This window comes from Streptomyces sp. NBC_01471 (assembly GCF_041438865.1).
In the GTDB taxonomy this organism is placed as follows: Bacteria; Actinomycetota; Actinomycetes; order Streptomycetales; family Streptomycetaceae; genus Streptomyces.
Genome location: NZ_CP109450.1, coordinates 6,672,180 through 6,691,025 on the forward strand (window position 1 = coordinate 6,672,180; position 18,846 = coordinate 6,691,025).

At 72.6% G+C, this 18,846-nt stretch carries 18 protein-coding genes; 14 read left to right on the forward strand and 4 right to left on the reverse strand.

Annotated features, from left to right (window positions below; translation table 11 throughout):
- The first annotated feature begins 208 nt into the window (after window positions 1-208).
- Window positions 209-784, forward strand: a complete 576-nt coding sequence (locus OG285_RS29895; RefSeq protein ID WP_356829531.1) for a cupin domain-containing protein — start codon at window positions 209-211, stop codon at window positions 782-784.
- Window positions 785-865: 81 nt separating this feature from the next.
- Here OG285_RS29895 and OG285_RS29900 read toward each other — a convergent pair whose 3' ends face one another.
- The gene (locus tag OG285_RS29900) at window positions 866-1,690 is read right to left on the reverse strand and encodes a hypothetical protein (protein WP_356829529.1); all 825 of its coding nucleotides are present in this window, start codon (window positions 1,688-1,690) and stop codon (window positions 866-868) included.
- 161 nt (window positions 1,691-1,851) lie between these two features.
- Here OG285_RS29900 and OG285_RS29905 point away from each other — a divergent pair, with 161 nt between their 5' ends.
- Window positions 1,852-2,964 (forward strand): hypothetical protein, encoded by a 1,113-nt coding sequence (locus tag OG285_RS29905; RefSeq protein ID WP_371792721.1) that lies wholly within the window; start codon window positions 1,852-1,854, stop codon window positions 2,962-2,964.
- A gap of 184 nt (window positions 2,965-3,148) precedes the next feature.
- Here the strand turns inward: OG285_RS29905 and OG285_RS29910 are convergent, their stop codons facing one another.
- A complete protein-coding gene (locus OG285_RS29910; RefSeq protein WP_371792722.1) occupies window positions 3,149-4,351 on the reverse strand; it encodes an amino acid deaminase/aldolase in 1,203 nt (400 codons plus the stop codon).
- 539 nt (window positions 4,352-4,890) lie between these two features.
- On the opposite strand from OG285_RS29910, the gene OG285_RS29915 reads away from it, so the two are divergent.
- Window positions 4,891-5,709 carry a hypothetical protein gene (locus OG285_RS29915; RefSeq protein ID WP_371792723.1) on the forward strand — a complete coding sequence of 273 codons (819 nt, stop codon included), beginning with the start codon at window positions 4,891-4,893 and terminating at the stop codon, window positions 5,707-5,709.
- Window positions 5,709-6,941 (forward strand): type VII secretion-associated serine protease mycosin, encoded by a 1,233-nt coding sequence (gene mycP, locus OG285_RS29920; RefSeq protein WP_371792724.1) that lies wholly within the window; start codon window positions 5,709-5,711, stop codon window positions 6,939-6,941. The genes OG285_RS29915 and mycP overlap by 1 nt, the downstream gene beginning before the upstream one ends.
- Here the strand turns inward: mycP and OG285_RS29925 are convergent.
- Window positions 6,889-7,599 (reverse strand): serine hydrolase, encoded by a 711-nt coding sequence (locus OG285_RS29925; protein ID WP_356829519.1) that lies wholly within the window; start codon window positions 7,597-7,599, stop codon window positions 6,889-6,891. The two genes, mycP and OG285_RS29925, sit on opposite strands and share 53 nt — an antisense overlap.
- A 122-nt stretch (window positions 7,600-7,721) precedes the next feature.
- Here OG285_RS29925 and OG285_RS29930 point away from each other — a divergent pair, with 122 nt between their 5' ends.
- Together OG285_RS29930 and OG285_RS29935 are read left to right on the forward strand one after the other, a co-directional pair.
- The gene (locus OG285_RS29930; protein WP_371792725.1) at window positions 7,722-8,447 is read left to right on the forward strand and encodes an SseB family protein; all 726 of its coding nucleotides are present in this window, start codon (window positions 7,722-7,724) and stop codon (window positions 8,445-8,447) included.
- Window positions 8,448-8,535: 88 nt separating this feature from the next.
- A complete protein-coding gene (locus OG285_RS29935) occupies window positions 8,536-9,249 on the forward strand; it encodes an MIP family channel protein (protein WP_356829515.1) in 714 nt (237 codons plus the stop codon).
- Between the two features lie 82 nt (window positions 9,250-9,331).
- Here the strand turns inward: OG285_RS29935 and OG285_RS29940 are convergent, their stop codons facing one another.
- The gene (locus OG285_RS29940) at window positions 9,332-9,706 is read right to left on the reverse strand and encodes a DUF1844 domain-containing protein (protein WP_356829513.1); all 375 of its coding nucleotides are present in this window, start codon (window positions 9,704-9,706) and stop codon (window positions 9,332-9,334) included.
- Window positions 9,707-10,067: 361 nt separating this feature from the next.
- Here OG285_RS29940 and infC point away from each other — a divergent pair, with 361 nt between their 5' ends.
- The 8 genes from infC to OG285_RS29980 all read left to right on the forward strand — a co-directional run bounded on the left by infC (window position 10,068) and on the right by OG285_RS29980 (window position 18,800).
- The gene (infC, locus tag OG285_RS29945; protein ID WP_356829511.1) at window positions 10,068-10,754 is read left to right on the forward strand and encodes a translation initiation factor IF-3; all 687 of its coding nucleotides are present in this window, start codon (window positions 10,068-10,070) and stop codon (window positions 10,752-10,754) included.
- Between the two features lie 122 nt (window positions 10,755-10,876).
- On the forward strand, window positions 10,877-11,071 hold the full coding sequence (gene rpmI / locus OG285_RS29950; RefSeq protein ID WP_164266672.1) for a 50S ribosomal protein L35: 195 nt from the start codon (window positions 10,877-10,879) through the stop codon (window positions 11,069-11,071).
- A 105-nt stretch (window positions 11,072-11,176) separates the two neighbouring features.
- Window positions 11,177-11,563, forward strand: coding sequence for a 50S ribosomal protein L20 (rplT, locus tag OG285_RS29955; protein WP_266858771.1), 387 nt, complete (start codon window positions 11,177-11,179; stop codon window positions 11,561-11,563).
- Between the two features lie 161 nt (window positions 11,564-11,724).
- The gene (locus OG285_RS29960; protein ID WP_371792726.1) at window positions 11,725-12,582 is read left to right on the forward strand and encodes a TrmH family RNA methyltransferase; all 858 of its coding nucleotides are present in this window, start codon (window positions 11,725-11,727) and stop codon (window positions 12,580-12,582) included.
- A 54-nt stretch (window positions 12,583-12,636) separates the two neighbouring features.
- Window positions 12,637-13,770: an ATP-binding protein gene (locus OG285_RS29965; RefSeq protein WP_371792727.1), complete on the forward strand. Its 1,134-nt coding sequence runs from the start codon at window positions 12,637-12,639 to the stop codon at window positions 13,768-13,770.
- Between the two features lie 174 nt (window positions 13,771-13,944).
- Entirely contained in the window at window positions 13,945-15,072 is a 1,128-nt protein-coding gene (gene pheS / locus OG285_RS29970; protein ID WP_371792728.1) for a phenylalanine--tRNA ligase subunit alpha, read from the forward strand.
- The gene (gene pheT / locus OG285_RS29975; RefSeq protein ID WP_371792729.1) at window positions 15,072-17,597 is read left to right on the forward strand and encodes a phenylalanine--tRNA ligase subunit beta; all 2,526 of its coding nucleotides are present in this window, start codon (window positions 15,072-15,074) and stop codon (window positions 17,595-17,597) included. The genes pheS and pheT overlap by 1 nt, the downstream gene beginning before the upstream one ends.
- Window positions 17,598-17,762: 165 nt before the next feature.
- Complete coding sequence (locus OG285_RS29980; RefSeq protein WP_371792730.1) at window positions 17,763-18,800, forward strand: PP2C family protein-serine/threonine phosphatase; 1,038 nt, start codon at window positions 17,763-17,765, stop codon at window positions 18,798-18,800.
- Window positions 18,801-18,846 lie beyond the last annotated feature (46 nt).

An 18,846-nucleotide genomic window follows, 5' to 3' on the forward strand; every position in this document is an offset into this window, starting at 1 on the left:
GCGGCGTTCCGGGCGCCGTACCGTCAACTCCTCACCGGAGATCGGCACTTGGGGGCGGCGGCCCCGGGGGAGGCCGGGGGCGGGTATGCGGCTGTACGGCGGAGGGGTTGCGCGACGCGGGTGTTGCAGGAGCGCCCTCCAGGGGCCCGAAGCTGCGTAAGGTGCTTGCAGACACGACGGGCGACAGGGCACGGGGAGGGAACCAGGGATGGACGCTAACGAGAAGGAGGCGTTCCGGGTGGGGGCCGCCGTCCGCAGGCGCCGCCGCACACTGGGGCTCACCCTCGCCAAGGTCTCCGCGCGCAGCGGGCTCTCCGTGCCCTTCCTCAGCCAGATCGAGAACGAGCGGGCCCGGCCGAGCGAGCGCTCCCTCCAGCGGGTCGCCGACGCGCTGGAGACCACGGCCGTGGAACTGCTGGCCGCATCCGAAGCGGGACGCACGGTCGACGTCGTCCGTGCGGTCGCCGCCACGGGCACCGTCCCGGCTCCCGAGCCGCAGATCCGGGACCTGGTGCGCGGACACCACCAGCTGCACGCCATGGAGTTCAGGGGCGAGCAGGACACCGGGCGCGAGTTCCAGCACCGCAACGACGAGGTGCTGTACGTGGCCGAGGGCGCGGCGGAGGTGGAGGCCGAGGGCCGCGCGTACCGCCTGGAGCGCGGCGACAGCCTGTTCCTCTCCGGGGGGGTGCGGCACCGCTGGCGGGCCACGGCACCCGAGACCCGGATCGTCGTCGTCGCTGTCGCCGAGCACGTCGACGCGACCGCCGACCCGCGGCGCTAGCGCCGCGGCGCCCTGCGTCGCTCGTTCGGATCGGACCCGATCGGAACGAGACCGGATCGGACCGGTCGGGGGCAGGCCGGATCAGGAGCGGGCCTCCGCGTACGGCAGGAAGTCGTCCAGCATGACGACCCAGCCCTCCGTACGGAACAGCCGGGTTCCCTCGTCCGCGAGCTCCGGGTCCTTCGACGCCCGGTCCACCCAGGTCTGCGGATCGGGCCCCAGCAGCTCGTGCAGCCGGGGCGAGGCCGTCAGCAGTTCCGTGAGGAGAGCGGCCTGCGTCGCGGGGGCCGGCCGCGGCCGGCCGTCCGGCCCGGCCAGGACGCCCATGGAGCTCGCGTAGAGATGCACCTCGTCCACCGGCAGGCCGTTCGGCAGCTCCATGGGGAACTCCCGGTACGGCAGCAGCACCCGCTCGTAGTACGGGAGTTCGGTCGCGTCGACCGCGGCCAGCTGATCGTCGTCCAGCCAGGTGACGGCCAGCGAGAGGACCGAACCGCGGTCGGTGTACGGCGCGGTCGCGACGTATCCGGCGGGGTAGATGTGGGCGCAGCACCCGATCGCGAGGCCCTCGACCCGCACCGGGACCATGGGCACGGTCCCGGAGATCCCCCGGCTCAGTAGCTTGTTGCTGAGCTGGGCGGGGGAGGCGTTGGAGCCCACGGACATCGCGGGGTGGCGCTCGGCGAGCAGCGGCAGGCCCCGGGCGGCGAGACGCTCGTCCAGCGGTACGGGCCCGGTCCCGGTGCCGACGCTCCAGGTCTCCACCGGGCCGGTGCCGGGAGCCAGGGTGAGCAGCGTCCGCTCTTCGAGGAGCGAGGGCTCAGCGACGGGCAGGCCCGGGTAGCTGAGCGGTTCCTTGGCCGGCACCACAGCGAGGCCGAGTGCTTCGAGTGAACGGTCCTGCACGGTTCTTCCCCTTCGTCGACGACGCTCTCCGCCCGCTGAGCTTGCCACAGGACCGCCGCCGCCAGGTGAACACGGTGCCGCAACTCGGGAGACCCCTCCGCGCCGGCTGGCTAGAATCCCGTCTCACAGCTCAACTCGGCTATGGGGGAAGCGGTTTGCTGATGCTGACACGTGCGATGGTGAGCGGCCGCGGGCATCCGCGCTTCCGTACGTCCTTGCGGTGGTGGATCGCGGAACGCACGGTTCTCGGACTCTTCTGCCTCGCCTTCGGGTCGCTGGTGGCACTGTCGGCGGCCATCGCTGTCGGCCTGACGCTCACGCTCGATTCGCCGCGCGGACTGGGCGCGCGGATGGGCGATGTGCACGCCCTGACGAATCTGACCCTGCACTCGCTGCGGGCCTGTGTCGGTACCGACAACATCGATCCGCAGGAGGGCAACAGCGCCCAGGAGACCCTCTCCACCCTCGCCTCCGCCGTCGGCGCCATCGTGCCGGCGACGCTGGTCGGCGTGGTCTTCATCAAGATGTTCTCGGTGCGTCCCTTCGTCTGGCGCAACCGGGTCAGCGTGAGCTACGCGCACCAGGCGGACGCCCGCAACTTCGCGGAGCAGCACGTCGGCAGCGACCACCGGATCCTGGCCGTGCGGTTCTACAACCGGATGGAGAACCTGGCCGTCATCGATCTCTCGGCGCGTGTCTACCTCTGGTACCTGCGCCCCTCGCCGCACGACGGCACACCGGTCTTCTACAAACAGCAGCTGCATGTGCTGGACCAGCACGGGCAGCTCGCCCAGGAACGCACCTGGTTCATCATGGACCGCGGCGCACCGCTCACCGTGTGGATCCCGGTGGAGGCGGCCGTACCGGACGTCCCCATCCGGGAGATCCAGGGCACCCGCCTCGACGGCGCGCACTCGGTACGGATGCTGGTACGGCTCACGGCCAAGGCGGCAGGGCTGGGGACGGAGGTCTTCGGTGAGCGCTGGTTCGACCTGGACGGGAACGATTTCGAACTCGGCCGGTTCGCGCCCGTCAAGCCGGATGTGGACGCCGACATACGGGACTGGGAGGGGTGGCCGGCGTTCGACTCACTGCTGGGTGTCGGTGAGCGGGCGGGGAACCTGCCGCAGCCGGTGGAGGCGGTGGCATCCGACCGAACCGGGCGGCCGGTGACGCTCCGCAAGACACCCCGCCCGGCCCGCGCCCGGGGCCGGTTCACCGGGGGTCAAGCCCTGCGTCCGCCCCGGCCGCGCGCGCCGGGCGCCGAACTCTAGAGTGACCGGACGACCCATACGACCCCGCCCGGCTGGTACCCGGACACCGGGCTGCCCGCCACCGAGCGGTGGTGGGACGGCGCGGCCTGGACCGCGCACACCCGCCCGCTCGCTGCCGTACCGCAGCAGTCCGGTCCGGCGCAGCCGGGATGGCACCAGCCGGGGCAGCAGCATCGGCCACTGACTACAGGAAGGTGTGGCCCTCACCGCGGTACGTCGGCGCCGTACCGGTCACCCGGTCGCCCTCGACCAGCTGGAGCGTGTCGAACCGCTCGCACAGCTCACCCGACTTCGCGTGCCGGAACCACACCTTGTCGCCGATGAGCAGATCGTCGGCCGGGGAGCCCAGCAGCGGTGTCTGGACCTCGCCGGGCCCCTCCTGCGGGTCGTAGCGCAGCCCCTCGGGAAGGTACGGGACGGGCAGCCGGTCCGCGCCCGCCGCGCCCGAAGCCGGGTAGCCGCCACCGAGCACGGTCACCACGCCCACGCCGGGCCTGCGCACCACCGGCAGGGCGAAGAGGGCTGCCGGACGCCCCGTGAACGACGTGTAGTTGTCGAAGAGCCGCGGCACGTAGAGGCCGGAGCCCGCCGCGATCTCGGTCACCGCGTCCTCGGCCGCCGTGTGCTGGACGCTGCCCGTCCCACCGCCGTTGACGAACTCCAGATCCGGCGCCACCGCCCGGACCGCCCGCACCACGGCGGCCCGCCGGGCCGCCAGCTCCCTGCGGGCCGCCGACTGCATCAGCCGCACCGCGCGGGAGCGCAGCGGCCGCCCGGCGACCGAGTCGCCCACACCGGCGACATGGCCCTCGTACGCCATCAGCCCCACCAGCCGGAACCCGGGGCGGCGGGCCACCGACCTTGCCAGTTCGGCCAGTTGGGCGGGCTCGCGCAGCGGTGACCTGAGCGCCCCGATCCGTACCCGCCCGCCGAGCATCCGCAGCGAGGTGTCCAGCTCCAGGCAGACCCGGATCTCCTCACGGCCGCCGTCCCGTGCGCGGTCGATCAGCTCCAGCTGAGCCGGATCGTCCACCATCACGGTCACGGCGGCGGCGAGCTTGGGGTCGGCCGCCAGCTCGGCGTACCCGCCGCGGTCGGCCGACGGGTACGCGAGGAGGACGTCGTCGAACCCGGAACGGGCCAGCCACAGCGATTCCGCCAGGGTGAAGGACATCAGCCCGGCGAACCCGGCCCGCCCCAGCACCCGTTCCAGGAGCGTCCGGCAGCGGATGGACTTGCTGGCCACCCGGATCGGCTTGCCCGCCGCACGGCGGACCAGGTCGTCGGCGTTCGCGTCGAAGGCTTCGAGGTCGACGATCGCCAGTGGGGCATCGAGGGCGGCGGTGGCCCGGTCGTACCGGGTCCGGTCAGCAGCACGGGGCGTCATGGCCGAAGCCTGCCAGACATGATTACCGGAGGGTAGGGGGATGTTCTGGGCAGATGCCCCGTGCGTACCGTCCGGTTCCCGCAGGTCCGGTGCCAGCCCGTAGAGTGGCCGACGGACCCGCCAGGAAGGCGAATTCGGGCGGACGCACAGGGGGGCGGATGAGTACCGAGGCGCGACGTGCCCCCTTCCCGTCCTTCCCGCCCCGTCCGAAGGAACCGCCGCCCGCGCGGACCGGCACGGGGGAGCCCACCGCCGGGGCGAGCACCGGGACGACCGCGCGGCTGCGCCCCGTCGTCGAAGAATCTCCCGCGCCCCCGGCAACTGCCGCGTCCCCCGCATCTCCCGAGTCGCCCGGCACGCACGCCGGTTCACCGCCCGGCTCTCCGGCCGGTGCGTCCGTTCCCCCGCCGCCCGGCTTCCCGCCCCGGCCCGCCGCCGCACCGCGCGCGATGCCGCCCCTTCCTCCGGGGCCTCCGCCGGCCCGCCGCAGGCCGGTCGGCGCTGTCGGTCTCACCCCGCGGCCCGGCGCGGGAAGCCCGGTGGCCCCTCCGCGGCCGCATGCGGCCGAGACCCCGGTGGAGACCACCACCCGGCTGCGGCCCGTTCCGGGCCGGCACCCCGCGAGGGCCGTGGCCGCAGCGGCGTGCGTGGTGCTCGGGCTCGGACTGATCGGCGGCGCGGCCGCCGGGAGCATGCTCAGCGGAGACAGCGCCGCGGCCGGCCCCCGCGACGGGTTCACCGCCGCCCGCGGCCTGTGGCACAGCGCCCCCGTCGACACCCTCTTCCCCCCGACGCTCAAGGGCACCGGCGCGGGCCCCGGCGGCGCCGACCGCACCTGGACCAGGGTGGGCGTCGCACCGGACAGCAGGTGCACGGGCCGGCTCGACCCCATGCTGCTGCGGGCGCTCCAACCGGTGGGCTGCACCAGGCTGGTGCGCGCGACGTACACCGATGCCACCAGCAGCAGCGTGACCACGGTCGGGATGGTCTTCACGGAGGCCGGTCCCGCCGAGATGACCGCCCTGCACCGGAGGTTCGCGGCCGAGGGGCTCGACCGGCGCACCGATCTGATGCCCGGCGCCTACCCGGTGAAGTCCACGCCCGCCGCCTCCTTCGGCGACCGGCAGCGGGCGAGCTGGACGGTGAGCATCCTGACGGACGCCCCCGTCGTCATGTACGCGGTCTCGGGGTTCGCCGACGGGCGCACGGTCACCGATCCGCAGCCCGCCGCCGTCGCCATGGAGGAGTCGCAGACGACCGCCGCGGCGCAGGCCGGGCTGGGCCACGAGGCCAAGGGCATCGAGGAGCGCGTCGAGCGGGCCCTGCGCAAGAACGTCGCCGCCACGGAGAAGCAGTGATGAGACGCCGGGGACCGACCGTACTCACGGCCGTGCTGGCCGCCGCGGCCTTCACCGTGCTGCCCGCCGTGCCCGCCGGTGCCGATTCCATCCGCGCCCAGCAGTGGGAACTCGACGCCATGCACACCCAGCAGGCGTGGCGTACGACCAAGGGCCGGGGCATCACGGTCGCCGTGCTCGACACCGGAGTCGACAGCGCCAACCCCGACCTCGCCGGACAGGTGCTGCCGGGCAAGGACCTGATCGGCTTCGGCGCGAAGCGCGGCGACCGGTCCTGGGCCCGGCACGGTACCGCGATGGCCGGCATCATCGCCGGACACGGTCACGGACCCGGCCACGCGGACGGAGTCCTGGGCATCGCACCCGAGGCGCACATCCTGCCGGTCCGGGTGATCCTCGAAGGCGGCGATCCGGCCATCAAGAAGGCCCGTGCGTCGCGGGGCGGCGCCCTCGCGACCGGGATCCGCTGGGCGGCCGACCACCACGCCGACGTCATCAACCTGTCCCTCGGCGACGACAGCGCGTCCGCCCGCCCGGAGCCGGGCCAGGACGCCGCCGTCCAGTACGCCCTCTCCAAGGGCTCCGTCGTCGTCGCGTCGGCGGGCAACGGAGGCGAGGACGGAGACCACATCTCCTACCCGGCCGCCTACCCCGGGGTGATCGCGGTGACCGCCGTCGACCGGTACGGCACCCACGCCTCCTTCTCCACCCGCCGCTGGTACGCGACCGTCAGCGCCCCGGGCGTCGACGTCGTGATCGCCGACCCCGACCGCAAGTACTACGAGGGCTGGGGCACCAGCGCGGCCTCCGCCTTCGTCTCCGGCGCGGTCGCGCTGGTCCGGGCCGCGTACCCGGACCTCACTCCGGCGCAGATCAAGAAGCTGCTCATGGACACCGCACGCGACGCTCCGCAGGGCGGCCGCGACGACTCCCGCGGATACGGCATGGTCGACCCGGCGGCAGCTCTCGCGGCGGCGGCGAAGCTCGCCCCGGCGCGGATCCGTACGGAGGCGGCCGGGTACGGGAGGACGTACTTCGGGCCGGGTCCCGACGCGGAGTCGAGCGGCGACGGGGCCGGTGTCTGGGTCGTCCCGCTCGCGGGCGGCGCGGGGGTGCTGCTGCTGGCCGGCGCCCTGGTGCTGTGGCGCGGCGGACCGAGGAGTCCGCGCGGCGCCGGTCTCAGCCGGTTCCGCCGGTCGCTCCGACAGCGGCCCGCGCCGCCGCCTCGGTGACCGCGATCCCGGCCGGAAGGGTGGCGTGACCTGCGGAGAGCACGGCGATCAGCCGGCCGCGGCCCCGCGCGGTCACCCGCCCGATGCTGTTGACGGTCCAGCGGGCGCCGGCGCCGCGCGGGAGCCAGCCGTTCTTCAGCGCCCAGCCGCTCCCCGCCGCCGAGACGCCCCACGCCTGACCGGGCACCACCTTCGCCATCAGCGCGGTGAGGCAGCCGCGCGAGGCCGCGTCCAGCTCGGAATCAGTGCCGAACACCGCTCGTAGCAAGGCCAGTTGGTCCCCGGCGGTGGTGCGGGTCAGGCCCCACTCGCCGTTGGCGCCACCCCGGGTACGGGTGAGCCCCAGCCTCCGGACACCGGAGTCGAACCCGGGCGCACCGCCGATCGCCTTCCACAGTGCGGTGGCCGACGCGTTGTCGCTGTGCCCGATCATCGCCGCCGCGAGAGCCCGCTCCGAAGCACCGAGACCGCGTCCGGCGTCCTGCGCCCGCAGCAGCAGCGTCGCGAGGATGCCCACCTTCACGATGCTGGCCGAGTCGTAACTGCCGCTCCCGTACGCGGCGGTGGCGCCGGTCGCCGTGTCGAGCACCGCGACCGACAGCGAGGCGTCCCCCGCGACGGGCCGCAGCGCACGGGCCAGTGCCGCGTCCGGTTCCACTTCGGCCTCCCGCCTGCTCGCTCACGTCCGCCGCCGCGGCGGCGGACGGCGAAGCAGACGATACGGCCGGGGAGCCCGGCCCCGCAGCCGGACCCGGCTGCCCGGCGGCTAGGCTCGGTACCGTGGCGCTCAAGAACATTCCGGACCCCGGATTCTCCGACGACGACGGCACCGCCGACCCCCGGCTGACCGCGGCACTCGCCGCCTGGTCGCAGGACAGGGCGGCCGAGCCGAAGGTGCTCGAAGCCCTCAAGGACGCCCGGCTGCTGGTGCCGGTCGTCGCGATCCTGGGGGAGGCCGAGACGGGCGAGGACGGGCTGCGCCGCGAGAAGTCAAGCGACATGGCGGTCCCGACGCTCCAGGCCGGCGACCGCAGGGCGCTCCCCGCCTTCACGTCGACCGCGGCGCTGGCCTGCTGGGACCCGCAGGCCCGGCCGGTCGCCGTACCACTGCACCAGGCGCTCCAGGCCGCCGCCCATGAGCGCGCCGACACGCTCGTACTCGACCTGGCGGGCCCGGTTCCGTACGAGCTGAAGGGCGCCGCGCTGCTCGCGCTGGCGGAGGGGCGCACCAGCGCCGACCCGCTGGACGACCCGGCCGTGCTGGAGGCGGTACGCGACGTGGTCGCCGCACACCCCGGCGTGCTCCGCGCCCACCTCGGACCGGGGAGCGCCGACGGCACCCTGGCGCTGGTCCTCGCCCCGGGGGCGGACCGGTCGGCCGCCACTGCCGTCGCCGCCGGGCTGGCCGCCCACGAGGTGCTCAGGGCCCGGCTGGTGCAGGGTCTCGACCTGGCCCTGCTGCCCGCCGGGGCGCCGGCTCCGAACACCCCGCTCTTCGCGCGCTGAACCCTGGCCGCGGAGCCCCGAGAGGCAGTCCGGGCTCTTCCGACGAATAATTGCGGAGAAATCCGACAATCTTCGTGAGGTGTGAGCTATGGAGACGACGGAGACGCGGAGGATAGCCGCGGAGTTCCTGGGGACTCTGCTGCTGGTGTTCATCGCGGTGGGATCCGTGGTGCTGGCCAGCGAGTACATCGGTGCCTTCGGCATCGCGCTCGCCTTCGGCTTCACCATGCTGGCGCTGGCCTACTCGCTCGGCGCGATCTCCGGCTGCCACATCAACCCGGCCGTGACGCTGGGCATGCTGCTGGCCGGGCGCATCGATCTGCGCCGGGCGGTGGAGTACTGGATCGCGCAGTTCCTCGGCGGCATCGTCGGCTCCGCACTCCTCTTCCTGCTCGCCAAGCAGGTGCCGGGAATCAAGACCGACGGGCTGTTCGGCAGCAACGGGTACGACAGCCGCTCGGCCGTGCACATCAACCTGGGCGGAGCCTTCCTGGTCGAGGTGGTGCTGACCTTCGTCTTCGTCTTCGTCGTCCTGGCCGTGACCCACAAGGTGGCCGTCGTGGGCTTCGACGGCCTGCCCATCGGCCTGGCGCTCGCCACGGTCCACCTCATCGGCATCCCGCTGACCGGTACCTCGGTGAACCCGGCGCGGAGCCTCGGCCCGGCCCTCTTCGCCGGCGGCGCCGCACTCTCGCAGCTGTGGCTCTTCATCGTGGCGCCGCTGGTCGGCGGGGCCATCGCGGCCTACGCGCACCGCTTCACGCACCCGGTGGGCCTGGCCCCCGCGGACGCCAGCGTCTGAGGCGCCCGGCGCCCTTCACGGCTGTGCCCGGTCCCCGCCCGGCAGGGGCGGTGGACCGGGCACGCCGCCGTGTCTGCCGGGGTCAGCCGTAGACCGGCCCGGTGAACTTCTCGCCGGGCCCCTCGCCCGGCTCGTCGGGCACGGCGGACGCCTCGCGGAACGCCAGCTGGAGCGACTTCAGGCCGTCGCGCAGCGGAGCCGCGTGGAAGGAGCTGATCTCCGTGGCGCTCGCCGTGATCAGGCCGGCCAGCGCCTGGATCAGCTTCCGGGCCTCGTCCAGGTCCTTGTGCTTCTCGCCGTCCTCGGCCAGGCCCAGGTTGACGGCGGCCGAGCTCATCAGGTGCACCGCGACCGTCGTGATCACCTCGACCGCGGGGACGTCCGCGATGTCACGGGTCATGGAGTCGAAGCCGGGGGCTTCTTCTTCGGGGGCGGGGGAAGGGGTCGCGTCGCTCATGACGCACACGATATGCGGTGGTCCCCGGGCCCCCGCGCGGAGGCCGTCGCGACCGGTTCGCCGCACCGGGTCCGGGGTGCTAACCTTGTGTAACGACCGGCCGGACACCTGTGTGCCCGGCCCACAAGTGGAGGCTCCGATCTCCCACCTGACTGTCCTCCGGGACGGCGGGTCACCGGTCAGGCGGCGCCCATCGTTCCGTACGGACGATGGAAGCCACCCGATGTGCGCCCCGCGGTTGACGCGGCGGTGCTCCGGTATGTGAGGAGCTCCCGCCTGTGTCCCGTCCGGGGCGTTTTTCATGTTCCAGGTTCGGTTGGTCTGTCTAAACAGACGTTACGCGGCTGTCTGCCAGAGAGCCGTGTGGTGCTACCGAGGAGGATCCATCAGCGCCGAGCCCCGCATCAACGACCGGATTCGCGTTCCCGAGGTGCGACTTGTCGGACCCAGTGGTGAGCAGGTGGGCATTGTCCCGCTCGCGAAGGCCCTGGAACTGGCACAGGAGTACGACCTCGACCTGGTCGAGGTCGCGGCGACCGCCCGTCCGCCCGTGTGCAAGCTCATGGATTACGGGAAGTTCAAGTACGAGTCGGCCATGAAGGCCCGTGAGGCGCGCAAGAACCAGGCGCACACGGTCATCAAGGAGATGAAGCTCCGGCCGAAGATCGACCCGCACGACTACGACACCAAAAAGGGTCACGTCGTGCGCTTCCTCAAGCAGGGCGACAAGGTCAAGATCACGATCATGTTCCGCGGTCGCGAGCAGTCCCGTCCCGAACTGGGTTTCCGGCTGCTGCAGCGTCTCGCTTCGGACGTCGAGGACCTCGGGTTCATCGAGTCGAACCCGAAGCAGGACGGCCGAAACATGATCATGGTGCTTGGCCCGCACAAGAAGAAGACCGAGGCCATGGCCGAGGCGCGCGAGGCCCAGGCCGCCCGCAAGGCGGAGCGCCAGGGCTACGCGACCGACGAGTCCGCGGACGAGGTCGCCGAGGCTCCGGCCGAGGCAGAGGCCGAAGCACCGGCCGAGACCACCTCCGACGCGTGACCGGACGGGCCACCAGCCAGGCGGCCCCGGGGTTCCGCCCGGAACACATACCAACGATCTGACGCTCCCGGTCTCCGGTGCCCGCACCGGGGGAGCGCCACTGACGAGGAGAGTACGGCGCGATGCCGAAGAACAAGACGCACAGCGGCTCCAGCAAGCGCTTCAAGATCACCGGCTCCGGCAAGGTGCTCCGTGAGCGCGCCGGCAAGCGCCACCTGCTGGAGCACAAGTCGTCCAAGAAGACGCGTTCGCTGACCGGCACCGTCGTGGTGGCCCCGGCCGACGCCAAGAAGATCAAGAAGCTTCTCGGCAAGTGATGTCGCGGCCCCCGGCGACCACCGGGGGCGCGATGTCGGGACCGGGACCAATTCGTTTCCGGGCCGTGTGAGTTCACCCACGGCCCCGCTACAAGGAGTCAACAAGTGGCACGCGTCAAGCGGGCAGTCAACGCCCACAAGAAGCGCCGGGCAATTCTCGAAGCGGCCAAGGGCTACCGCGGTCAGCGTTCGCGCCTGTACCGCAAGGCCAAGGAGCAGGTCACCCACTCCCTGGTCTACAACTACAACGACCGCAAGAAGCGCAAGGGCGACTTCCGTCAGCTGTGGATCCAGCGCATCAACGCCGCTGCCCGCGAGAACGGCATGACGTACAACCGCCTCATCCAGGGTCTGAAGGCCGCCAACATCGAGGTGGACCGCAAGATCCTCGCCGAGCTGGCCGTCAACGACACCAACGCGTTCGCCGCGCTGGTCGAGGTCGCGCAGAAGGCGCTCCCGAGCGACGTCAACGCGCCGAAGACCGCTGCCTGATCCAGGCACGCTCTTCGACCGGAGCCCAACCGGCAGGACCCGCAGGTGGAAGCCGCCTGCGGGTCCGCTGTGTTCCACAGACCGGTGTCCGGACCGGGCGCAGCACCCGGACATGACGCAGTTCCGTACGTGAGTCACGTGAGTAAGGTGAAACGCCGACCATGGGCACCCCCGCCGAGCTGATCTCCCCGCGCTCCCCGCGCGTCGCCGCCGCGAAGCGGCTCGCCCGGCGCAACTTCCGCACCAAGGAACGGCGGTTCATCGCCGAGGGGCCGCAGGCCGTGCGCGAGGCCGTGCAGCACCGGGTCGGCGGCGAGCCGACGCTCGTGGAACTGTTCACCACCGTGGAGGCCGCCGAGCGGTACGGGACCGTCGTCGCCGCGGCACGGGACGCCGGGGCGCGCATCCACCTGGCGGGCGACGACGTGCTCGCCGAGCTCTCCCAGACCATCACCCCGCAGGGCCTCGTCGGAGTCTGCCGCTTCCTGGACTCGCCGTTCGACGAGATCCTCGCGGCGCGGCCCCGGCTGGTGGCCGTGCTCGCGCATGTCCGCGACCCCGGCAACGCCGGCACGGTGCTGCGCTGCGCCGATGCCGCGGGCGCCGACGCGGTCGTCCTCACCGACGCCTCCGTCGACCTGTACAACCCCAAGTCCGTGCGCGCGTCGGTCGGTTCGCACTTCCACCTGCCGGTCGCGATCGGCGTCCCCGTCGAGCGGGCCGTCGCCGGACTGAAGGCCGCCGGGGTACGGATCCTCGCCGCCGACGGCGCGGGCGAGGCCGACCTCGACGCCGAGCTCGACGCGGGCACCATGGGGGGTCCGAGCGCCTGGGTGTTCGGCAACGAGGCCTGGGGGCTCCCCGAGGAGACCCGGGCCCTCGCCGACGCCGTGGTCCGTGTCCCCATCCACGGCCGGGCCGAGAGCCTCAACCTCGCGACGGCCGCCGCGGTCTGCCTCTACGCCTCCGCCCGTGCGCAGCGTGCTTCCGGAGGGTGCCGCTCCGTGACCTCCACCTAGTAGGGTGACGAGTTCGGGGGCCCACTGCGCTATCCGGAGAGGTGGGATACGGGGATGGCTGTCTCATCGGGCGGTGCGTCATCGCACGGACACGGACCGGTGCTGAACGGAACCGGCGGGTCCGCCGGTGTCACCGGATCCGGGGTCGACCCCGACGAACTCCCCGACGGTCTGGTCGTCGCCGACGAGCACGGCCGGATCGTCTGCTTCAACACCGCCGCCGCACGGATCACCGCCGTACCGCGCGCCGCCGCACTGGGCCTCCCGCTGGAGCGGGCATTGCCCCTGGAGGACCTCAAGGGCCGCCGCTGGTGGACCCTGACCGACCCGTACGGGGGGCTCGCCATCCGCTACGGCCAGCCCGAGCGCAATCTGCTGCTGCCGGGCGGGCGCGAGGTGCTGGTCTCCGCGCGGTACATACGGGAGCACCCCACCGGGCCCGTCCGGCGGGTGGTCGTCTCGCTCCGGGGCACCGAGGCGCGCCGCCGCACCGAGCGCAGCCACGCCGAGCTGATAGCCACCGTCGCGCACGAGCTGCGCTCCCCGCTGACCTCGGTCAAAGGATTCACCGCGACCCTGCTCGCGAAGTGGGAGCGCTTCACCGACGCACAGAAGCGGCTCATGCTGGAGACCGTCGACGCCGACGCCAACCGGGTCACCCGGCTGATCGCCGAGCTCCTCGACATTTCGCGCATCGACTCGGGCCGCCTGGAACTGCGCCGCCAGCCCGTCGACATCGGCGCGGCCGTCGACCGGCACATCCAGGCACACACCGCGTCCGGCCAGGACCCCGACCGGTTCCTGGTCCGGATCCAACAGCCGCTGCCCGATCTCTGGGCCGACCCGGACAAGATCGACCAGATCCTCGGCAATCTGCTGGAAAACGCCGTGCGCCACGGTGAGGGAACCGTCACCATCGAGGTGGCGGCAGCCGCCGCGAAGAACGACGAGAAGGGGACGGGCGTCACGGTGACCGACGAGGGCCCCGGCATCCCCGAGGAGTCGATGAGCCGCGTCTTCACCCGCTTCTGGCGGGGCAGCAAACGCGGCGGCACCGGGCTCGGCCTGTACATCGTCAAGGGCATCGTCGAGGCGCACGGCGGGACGATCACCGTCGGCCGCGGGGCGGGCGGCGGCGCGGAGTTCCGATTTATCCTGCCCGTGGGGGCTCCGGCGTACCTGAAATAGGAAATGTCGCGAAGCGTCGCGCAAGCGTGGCGGCGGGCGACGGGTGTGCCTGAGGACCTGCGGGCTTCTTCGACCCCATGCGGCCTCTAGAATCGACCTTTGGCACGTTTGCGTCCTTGACGTCGCTGTCGGCGAGCAGGTCGCCTCAGCCAGAAATCGGAAGTACGGGAAGAGATGTCGGCACCGAACAAGTCGTACGACCCTGTTGAGGTCGAGGCACTGAAACCGGAAGAGATCGAGCGGATGCGGAGCGAGGCGCTCGCCGCCTTCGCCGCTGCGGGCGACCTCGACGCGCTCGCACACGCCAAGACGGCCCACACCGGCGGTACCTCACCGCTGGCGCTCGCCAACCGCGAGATCGGCGCGCTGCCGCCGCAGGCCAAGGCCGACGCGGGCAAGCGCGTGGGCATGGCGCGCGGCGCCGTGAACAAGGCACTCGCGGCCCGCCAGGCGGAGCTGGAGACCGAGCGCGACGAGCGGGTCCTGGTCGAGGAGGCGGTGGACGTCACACTGCCCTACGACCGCACCCCGGCCGGCGCCCGCCACCCGCTGACCACCTTCATGGAGCGGGTCTCGGACATCTTCGTGGCCATGGGCTACGAGATCGCCGAGGGCCCCGAGGTCGAGGCGGAGTGGTTCAACTTCGACGCCCTCAACTTCACGCCCGACCACCCGGCCCGGCAGATGCAGGACACGTTCTTCGTCCAGGGCCCCGAGGGCACGGAGGGCGACGAGTCCGGTGTCGTGCTGCGGACGCACACCTCGCCCGTCCAGGCCCGCACCCTGCTCGACCGCGAGCCGCCCGTCTACGTCGTCTGCCCGGGGCGGGTCTACCGCACCGACGAGCTGGACGCCACCCACACGCCGGTCTTCCACCAGATCGAGCTGCTCGCCGTGGACGAGGGCCTCACCATGGCCGACCTCAAGGGCACCCTGGACCACATGGTGCAGGCACTCTTCGGCCAGGACATGACGACCCGGCTGCGCCCGAACTACTTCCCGTTCACCGAGCCGTCCGCCGAGATGGACATGCAGTGCTACGTCTGCCGCGGCGCCTCGGTGGGCAACCCCGACCGCCCCTGCCGCACCTGCTCCAGCGAGGGCTGGATCGAGCTGGGCGGCTGCGGGATGGTCAACCCCAAGGTGCTCACCGCCTGCGGTGTGGACCCCCAGAAGTACAGCGGATTCGCCTTCGGGTTCGGCATCGAACGGATGCTGATGTTCCGCCACAACGTCGAAGACATGCGAGACATGGTCGAGGGTGACATCCGGTTCACCCGGCCGTTCGGGATGGAGATCTGATGCGGGTCCCGCTTTCCTGGCTGCGGGAGTACGTCGATCTCCCCGCCACCGAGACCGGCCGTGACGTACAGGCCAAGCTGATCGGCGTCGGCCTGGAGGTCGAGACCGTCGAGCAGACCGGCGCGGGCCTCAAGGGCCCCCTGGTCGTCGGAGAGGTACTGACCATCGAGGAGCTGGAGGGCTTCAAGAAGCCCATCCGCTTCTGCACGGTCGACGTCGGCACCGCCAACGGCACCGGTGCGCCGCAGGAGATCGTCTGCGGCGCCCGGAACTTCGCCGTCGGCGACAAGGTCGTCGTCGTCCTGCCCGGCGCGGTGCTGCCCGGCGACTTCGCCATCGCCGCGCGCAAGACGTACGGCAGGACCTCGCACGGCATGATCTGCTCCGGCGACGAGCTGGGCATGGGTGACGACGGCACGCACGGCATCATCGTGCTGCCCCCCGGGCATGAGCCGGGTACCGACGCCATCGCGCTGCTCGAACTGGTCGACGAGGTGCTGGACATCGCCGTCACCCCCGACCGCGGTTACGCGCTGTCGATCCGCGGGGTCGCCCGGGAGACCGCCACCGCCTACGGGCTGCCGCTGAGCGACCCGGCGCTGCTCGACGTGGCACCGCCCAACGCCTTCGGCTACCCGGTGAAGATCGCCGACCCGCGCGGCTGCGACCGCTTCACCGCCCGCACGGTCACCGGCCTCGACCTGGAGGCCCGGACGCCGATCTGGCTCCAGCGCCGTCTGCAGAAGGCCGGTATGCGGCCGGTCTCGCTCGCCGTCGACATCACCAACTACGTGATGCTGGAGCTCGGCCAGCCGCTGCACGCCTACGACCGCACCCGGATCGACGGGCCGATCGGCGTACGCAGGGCCGTGGCCGGCGAGAAGTTCACCACGCTCGACGGCGCCGCCCGGGTGCTCGACGCCGGTGACCTGGTCATCACCGACGACCGCGGCCCCATCGGTCTCGCCGGTGTGATGGGCGGGGCCAACACCGAGATCGCCGACGTCACCACCGACCCGGAGACCGGACAGCTCCGCGGCACGACCGACGTCGTCATCGAGGCCGCGCACTTCGACGCGCTCTCCATCTCGCGCACCGCACGCCGCCACAAGCTGGCGTCCGAGGCGTCCAAGCGCTTCGAGCGGGGTGTCGACCCGGAGGCGGCTTCGGCGGCCGCCCAGCGGACCGTCGACCTCCTGGTACTGCTCGCGGGCGGCACCGCCGAGGCCGGGGTCACCGAGGTCGTCGCGCCGTCGGCGCCGCGCACCCTCCAGATGCCCGCCGACCACCCGGACAAGGTGGCGGGTGTCGCGTACGGCCGGGAGACCGTCGTACGCCGCCTCCAGCAGGTCGGCTGCGACGTCTACGGGCAGGACGATCTCGTCGTCACCGTGCCGTCCTGGCGACCCGACCTCGCCTACCCGAACGACCTGGCCGAAGAGGTCATCCGTCTGGAGGGGTACGAGAACCTCCCGTCGACGCTGCCGAGGCCCCCGGCGGGCCGCGGGCTCACCGAGCGGCAGCGGCTGCACCGCAGGGTCGGCCGCGCGCTGGCCGGTGCCGGTTTCGTCGAGGCGCTGAACTACCCGTTCACCGGCGACGCCGCGTTCGACCAGCTCGGGCTGGCCGCCGACGACCCGCGCCGCGCCACGGTCAAGCTGGTCAACCCGCTCTCCGACGAGGAGCCCGCGCTGCGCACCACGCTGCTGCCGGGGCTGCTCGGCGCGCTGCGGCGCAACACCGGACGCGGCTCGCACGACCTGGCGCTCTTCGAGACCGGTCTGGTCTTCCGGCCGACGGGCGAGGAGCGGGTGCCCGCGCGGCTGCCCGTCGACCGCAGGCCCACCGACGAGGAGATCGCCGGAATCACCGCCGCGCTGCCGCGCCAGCCGCGCCGGGTCGCGGCCGTCCTGGCCGGTGCGCGCGAGCAGGCCGGCTGGTGGGGCAAGGGCCGCCCGGCCGACTGGGCGGACGCCGTCGAGGCGGCCCGTACCGTCGCCCGCGAGGCCGGTGTGGAGCTGATCGTCCGCGCCGACCGGAACGAGCCGTGGCACCCCGGCCGCTGCGCCGGGCTGTACGTCATGGTGGACGGCGCGGAAGTCCTCGCCGGGCACGCCGGTGAGCTGCACCCGCGCGTGATCAAGGCGTTCCACCTCCCCGAGCGCAGCTGCGCCATGGAGCTGGAGCTCGATGTGCTGGAGCGGGCCGCGACCACGCTCGTCGCGCCCCGGATCTCCTCCTTCCCGGTGGCGACCCAGGACGTCGCCCTCGTCGTTCCGGCCGGGGTACCGGCCGTGGACGTCGAGGCGGCGCTGCGCGAGGGCGCCGGTGAACTCCTCGAATCGCTGCGGCTGTTCGACGTCTTCACCGGTGAGCAGATCGGCGAGGGCAAGAAGTCCCTGGCGTACGCGCTGCGCTTCCGCGCGGCCGACCGCACGCTGACCGTCGACGAGGCGACCGCCGCGCGGGACACCGCCGTCGCGCTCGCCGCGGAGCGCACCGGGGCGGTGCTGCGCGGCGCGTAGCCGCTGTTCCGCGTACGGGAACACTGAGGGGCGTGTCCGGATCTCCGGGCGCGTCCCTCACTCGTTCGGGTGAGAAGCACTGCTGATGTACGCCAACGGGTGCGCACCGCCTACAGAATCGACCCGCCCGATCATAAGACCGACCGGGAAATGAGGGGCGGCGGCATGATCCGTACCAGGGGATGGCGGGGCGCGGTCGTCTTCGGCATCCCCGCGCTCGGGCTGGCCGTCGTGGTCGGCTGGGAGCTGGTCCGCTCGCCGGCCGGCGACGACAGCATCACCGTCCGGCTGGCCTTCAGCGCCGTCCTGCTCTCCCTGGCCGGCTGTGTGCTCGCAGGTGTCCGGCTGGGCCCGGTGCGGGAGTTGAGGCAGGCGCGCGCCATAGCGTACGCCGCCCAGCGGGTGCTGCTCAGGCCGTTGCCCGCGCGGATCGACGGTCTCACCGTCGCCGCGAGCCAGCTCTCCGCCTCCCCGGGGGCGGTGGTCGGCGGGGACCTCTACGAGGCGCTGGCCACCGTGCACGGGGTGCGGCTGGTGATCGGTGACGTACGTGGTCACGGGCTGGCGGCCATCGGCGCGGTGGCCGCCGTCCTGGGCAGCTTCCGCGAGGCCGCGCACGACGAGCCCGAACTTCCGGACGTGGCAAGGAGACTGGAACGGGCGCTGGAACGGCACCTGCGGGAGCGCTCACGGCAGGAGCACCCGGCGGCGGGCGGTACCGAGCCCGGCCATCCCTCGGCCGAGGAGTTCGTGACCGTACTGCTTCTGGAGATCGACGGAGCGGGCGGGATGACCGCGGTCAACTGCGGGCACCCGTGGCCCTACCGGCTGGGGAAGGCGGCCGAACTGCTCCGTGGGGGCGAGCCGCTGCCCCCGCTGGGGACGTTCCCGCTGCCGGCGGCCGTCGAGGCGCACTGGTGCGGCCGCCTGCTCCCCGGTGACGCGCTGTTCCTGCACACCGACGGGGCCACCGACGCGCGGGACTCGGACCTCCGGTTCTTCCGGCTGGAGGAGGCGCTGTCCGACGCGGCCGCCGAAGGCGTTGCGGCGCCTGCCCGGGTGATCCAGCGGGTGCACGGCGCGCTGTTGCGGCACACCGGCGGCCGTATCACCGACGATGTGGCGCTGCTCGTCCTGCGCAACGACCGCAGCAGAACGCTGTGCAGGCCGGACCCGGTCCGTACCGCACGGTCCGCACTCTGAGCCGGGCCGCGGCGGAGTGTGCGGGACGGGGCGCCACCGCCGCGCG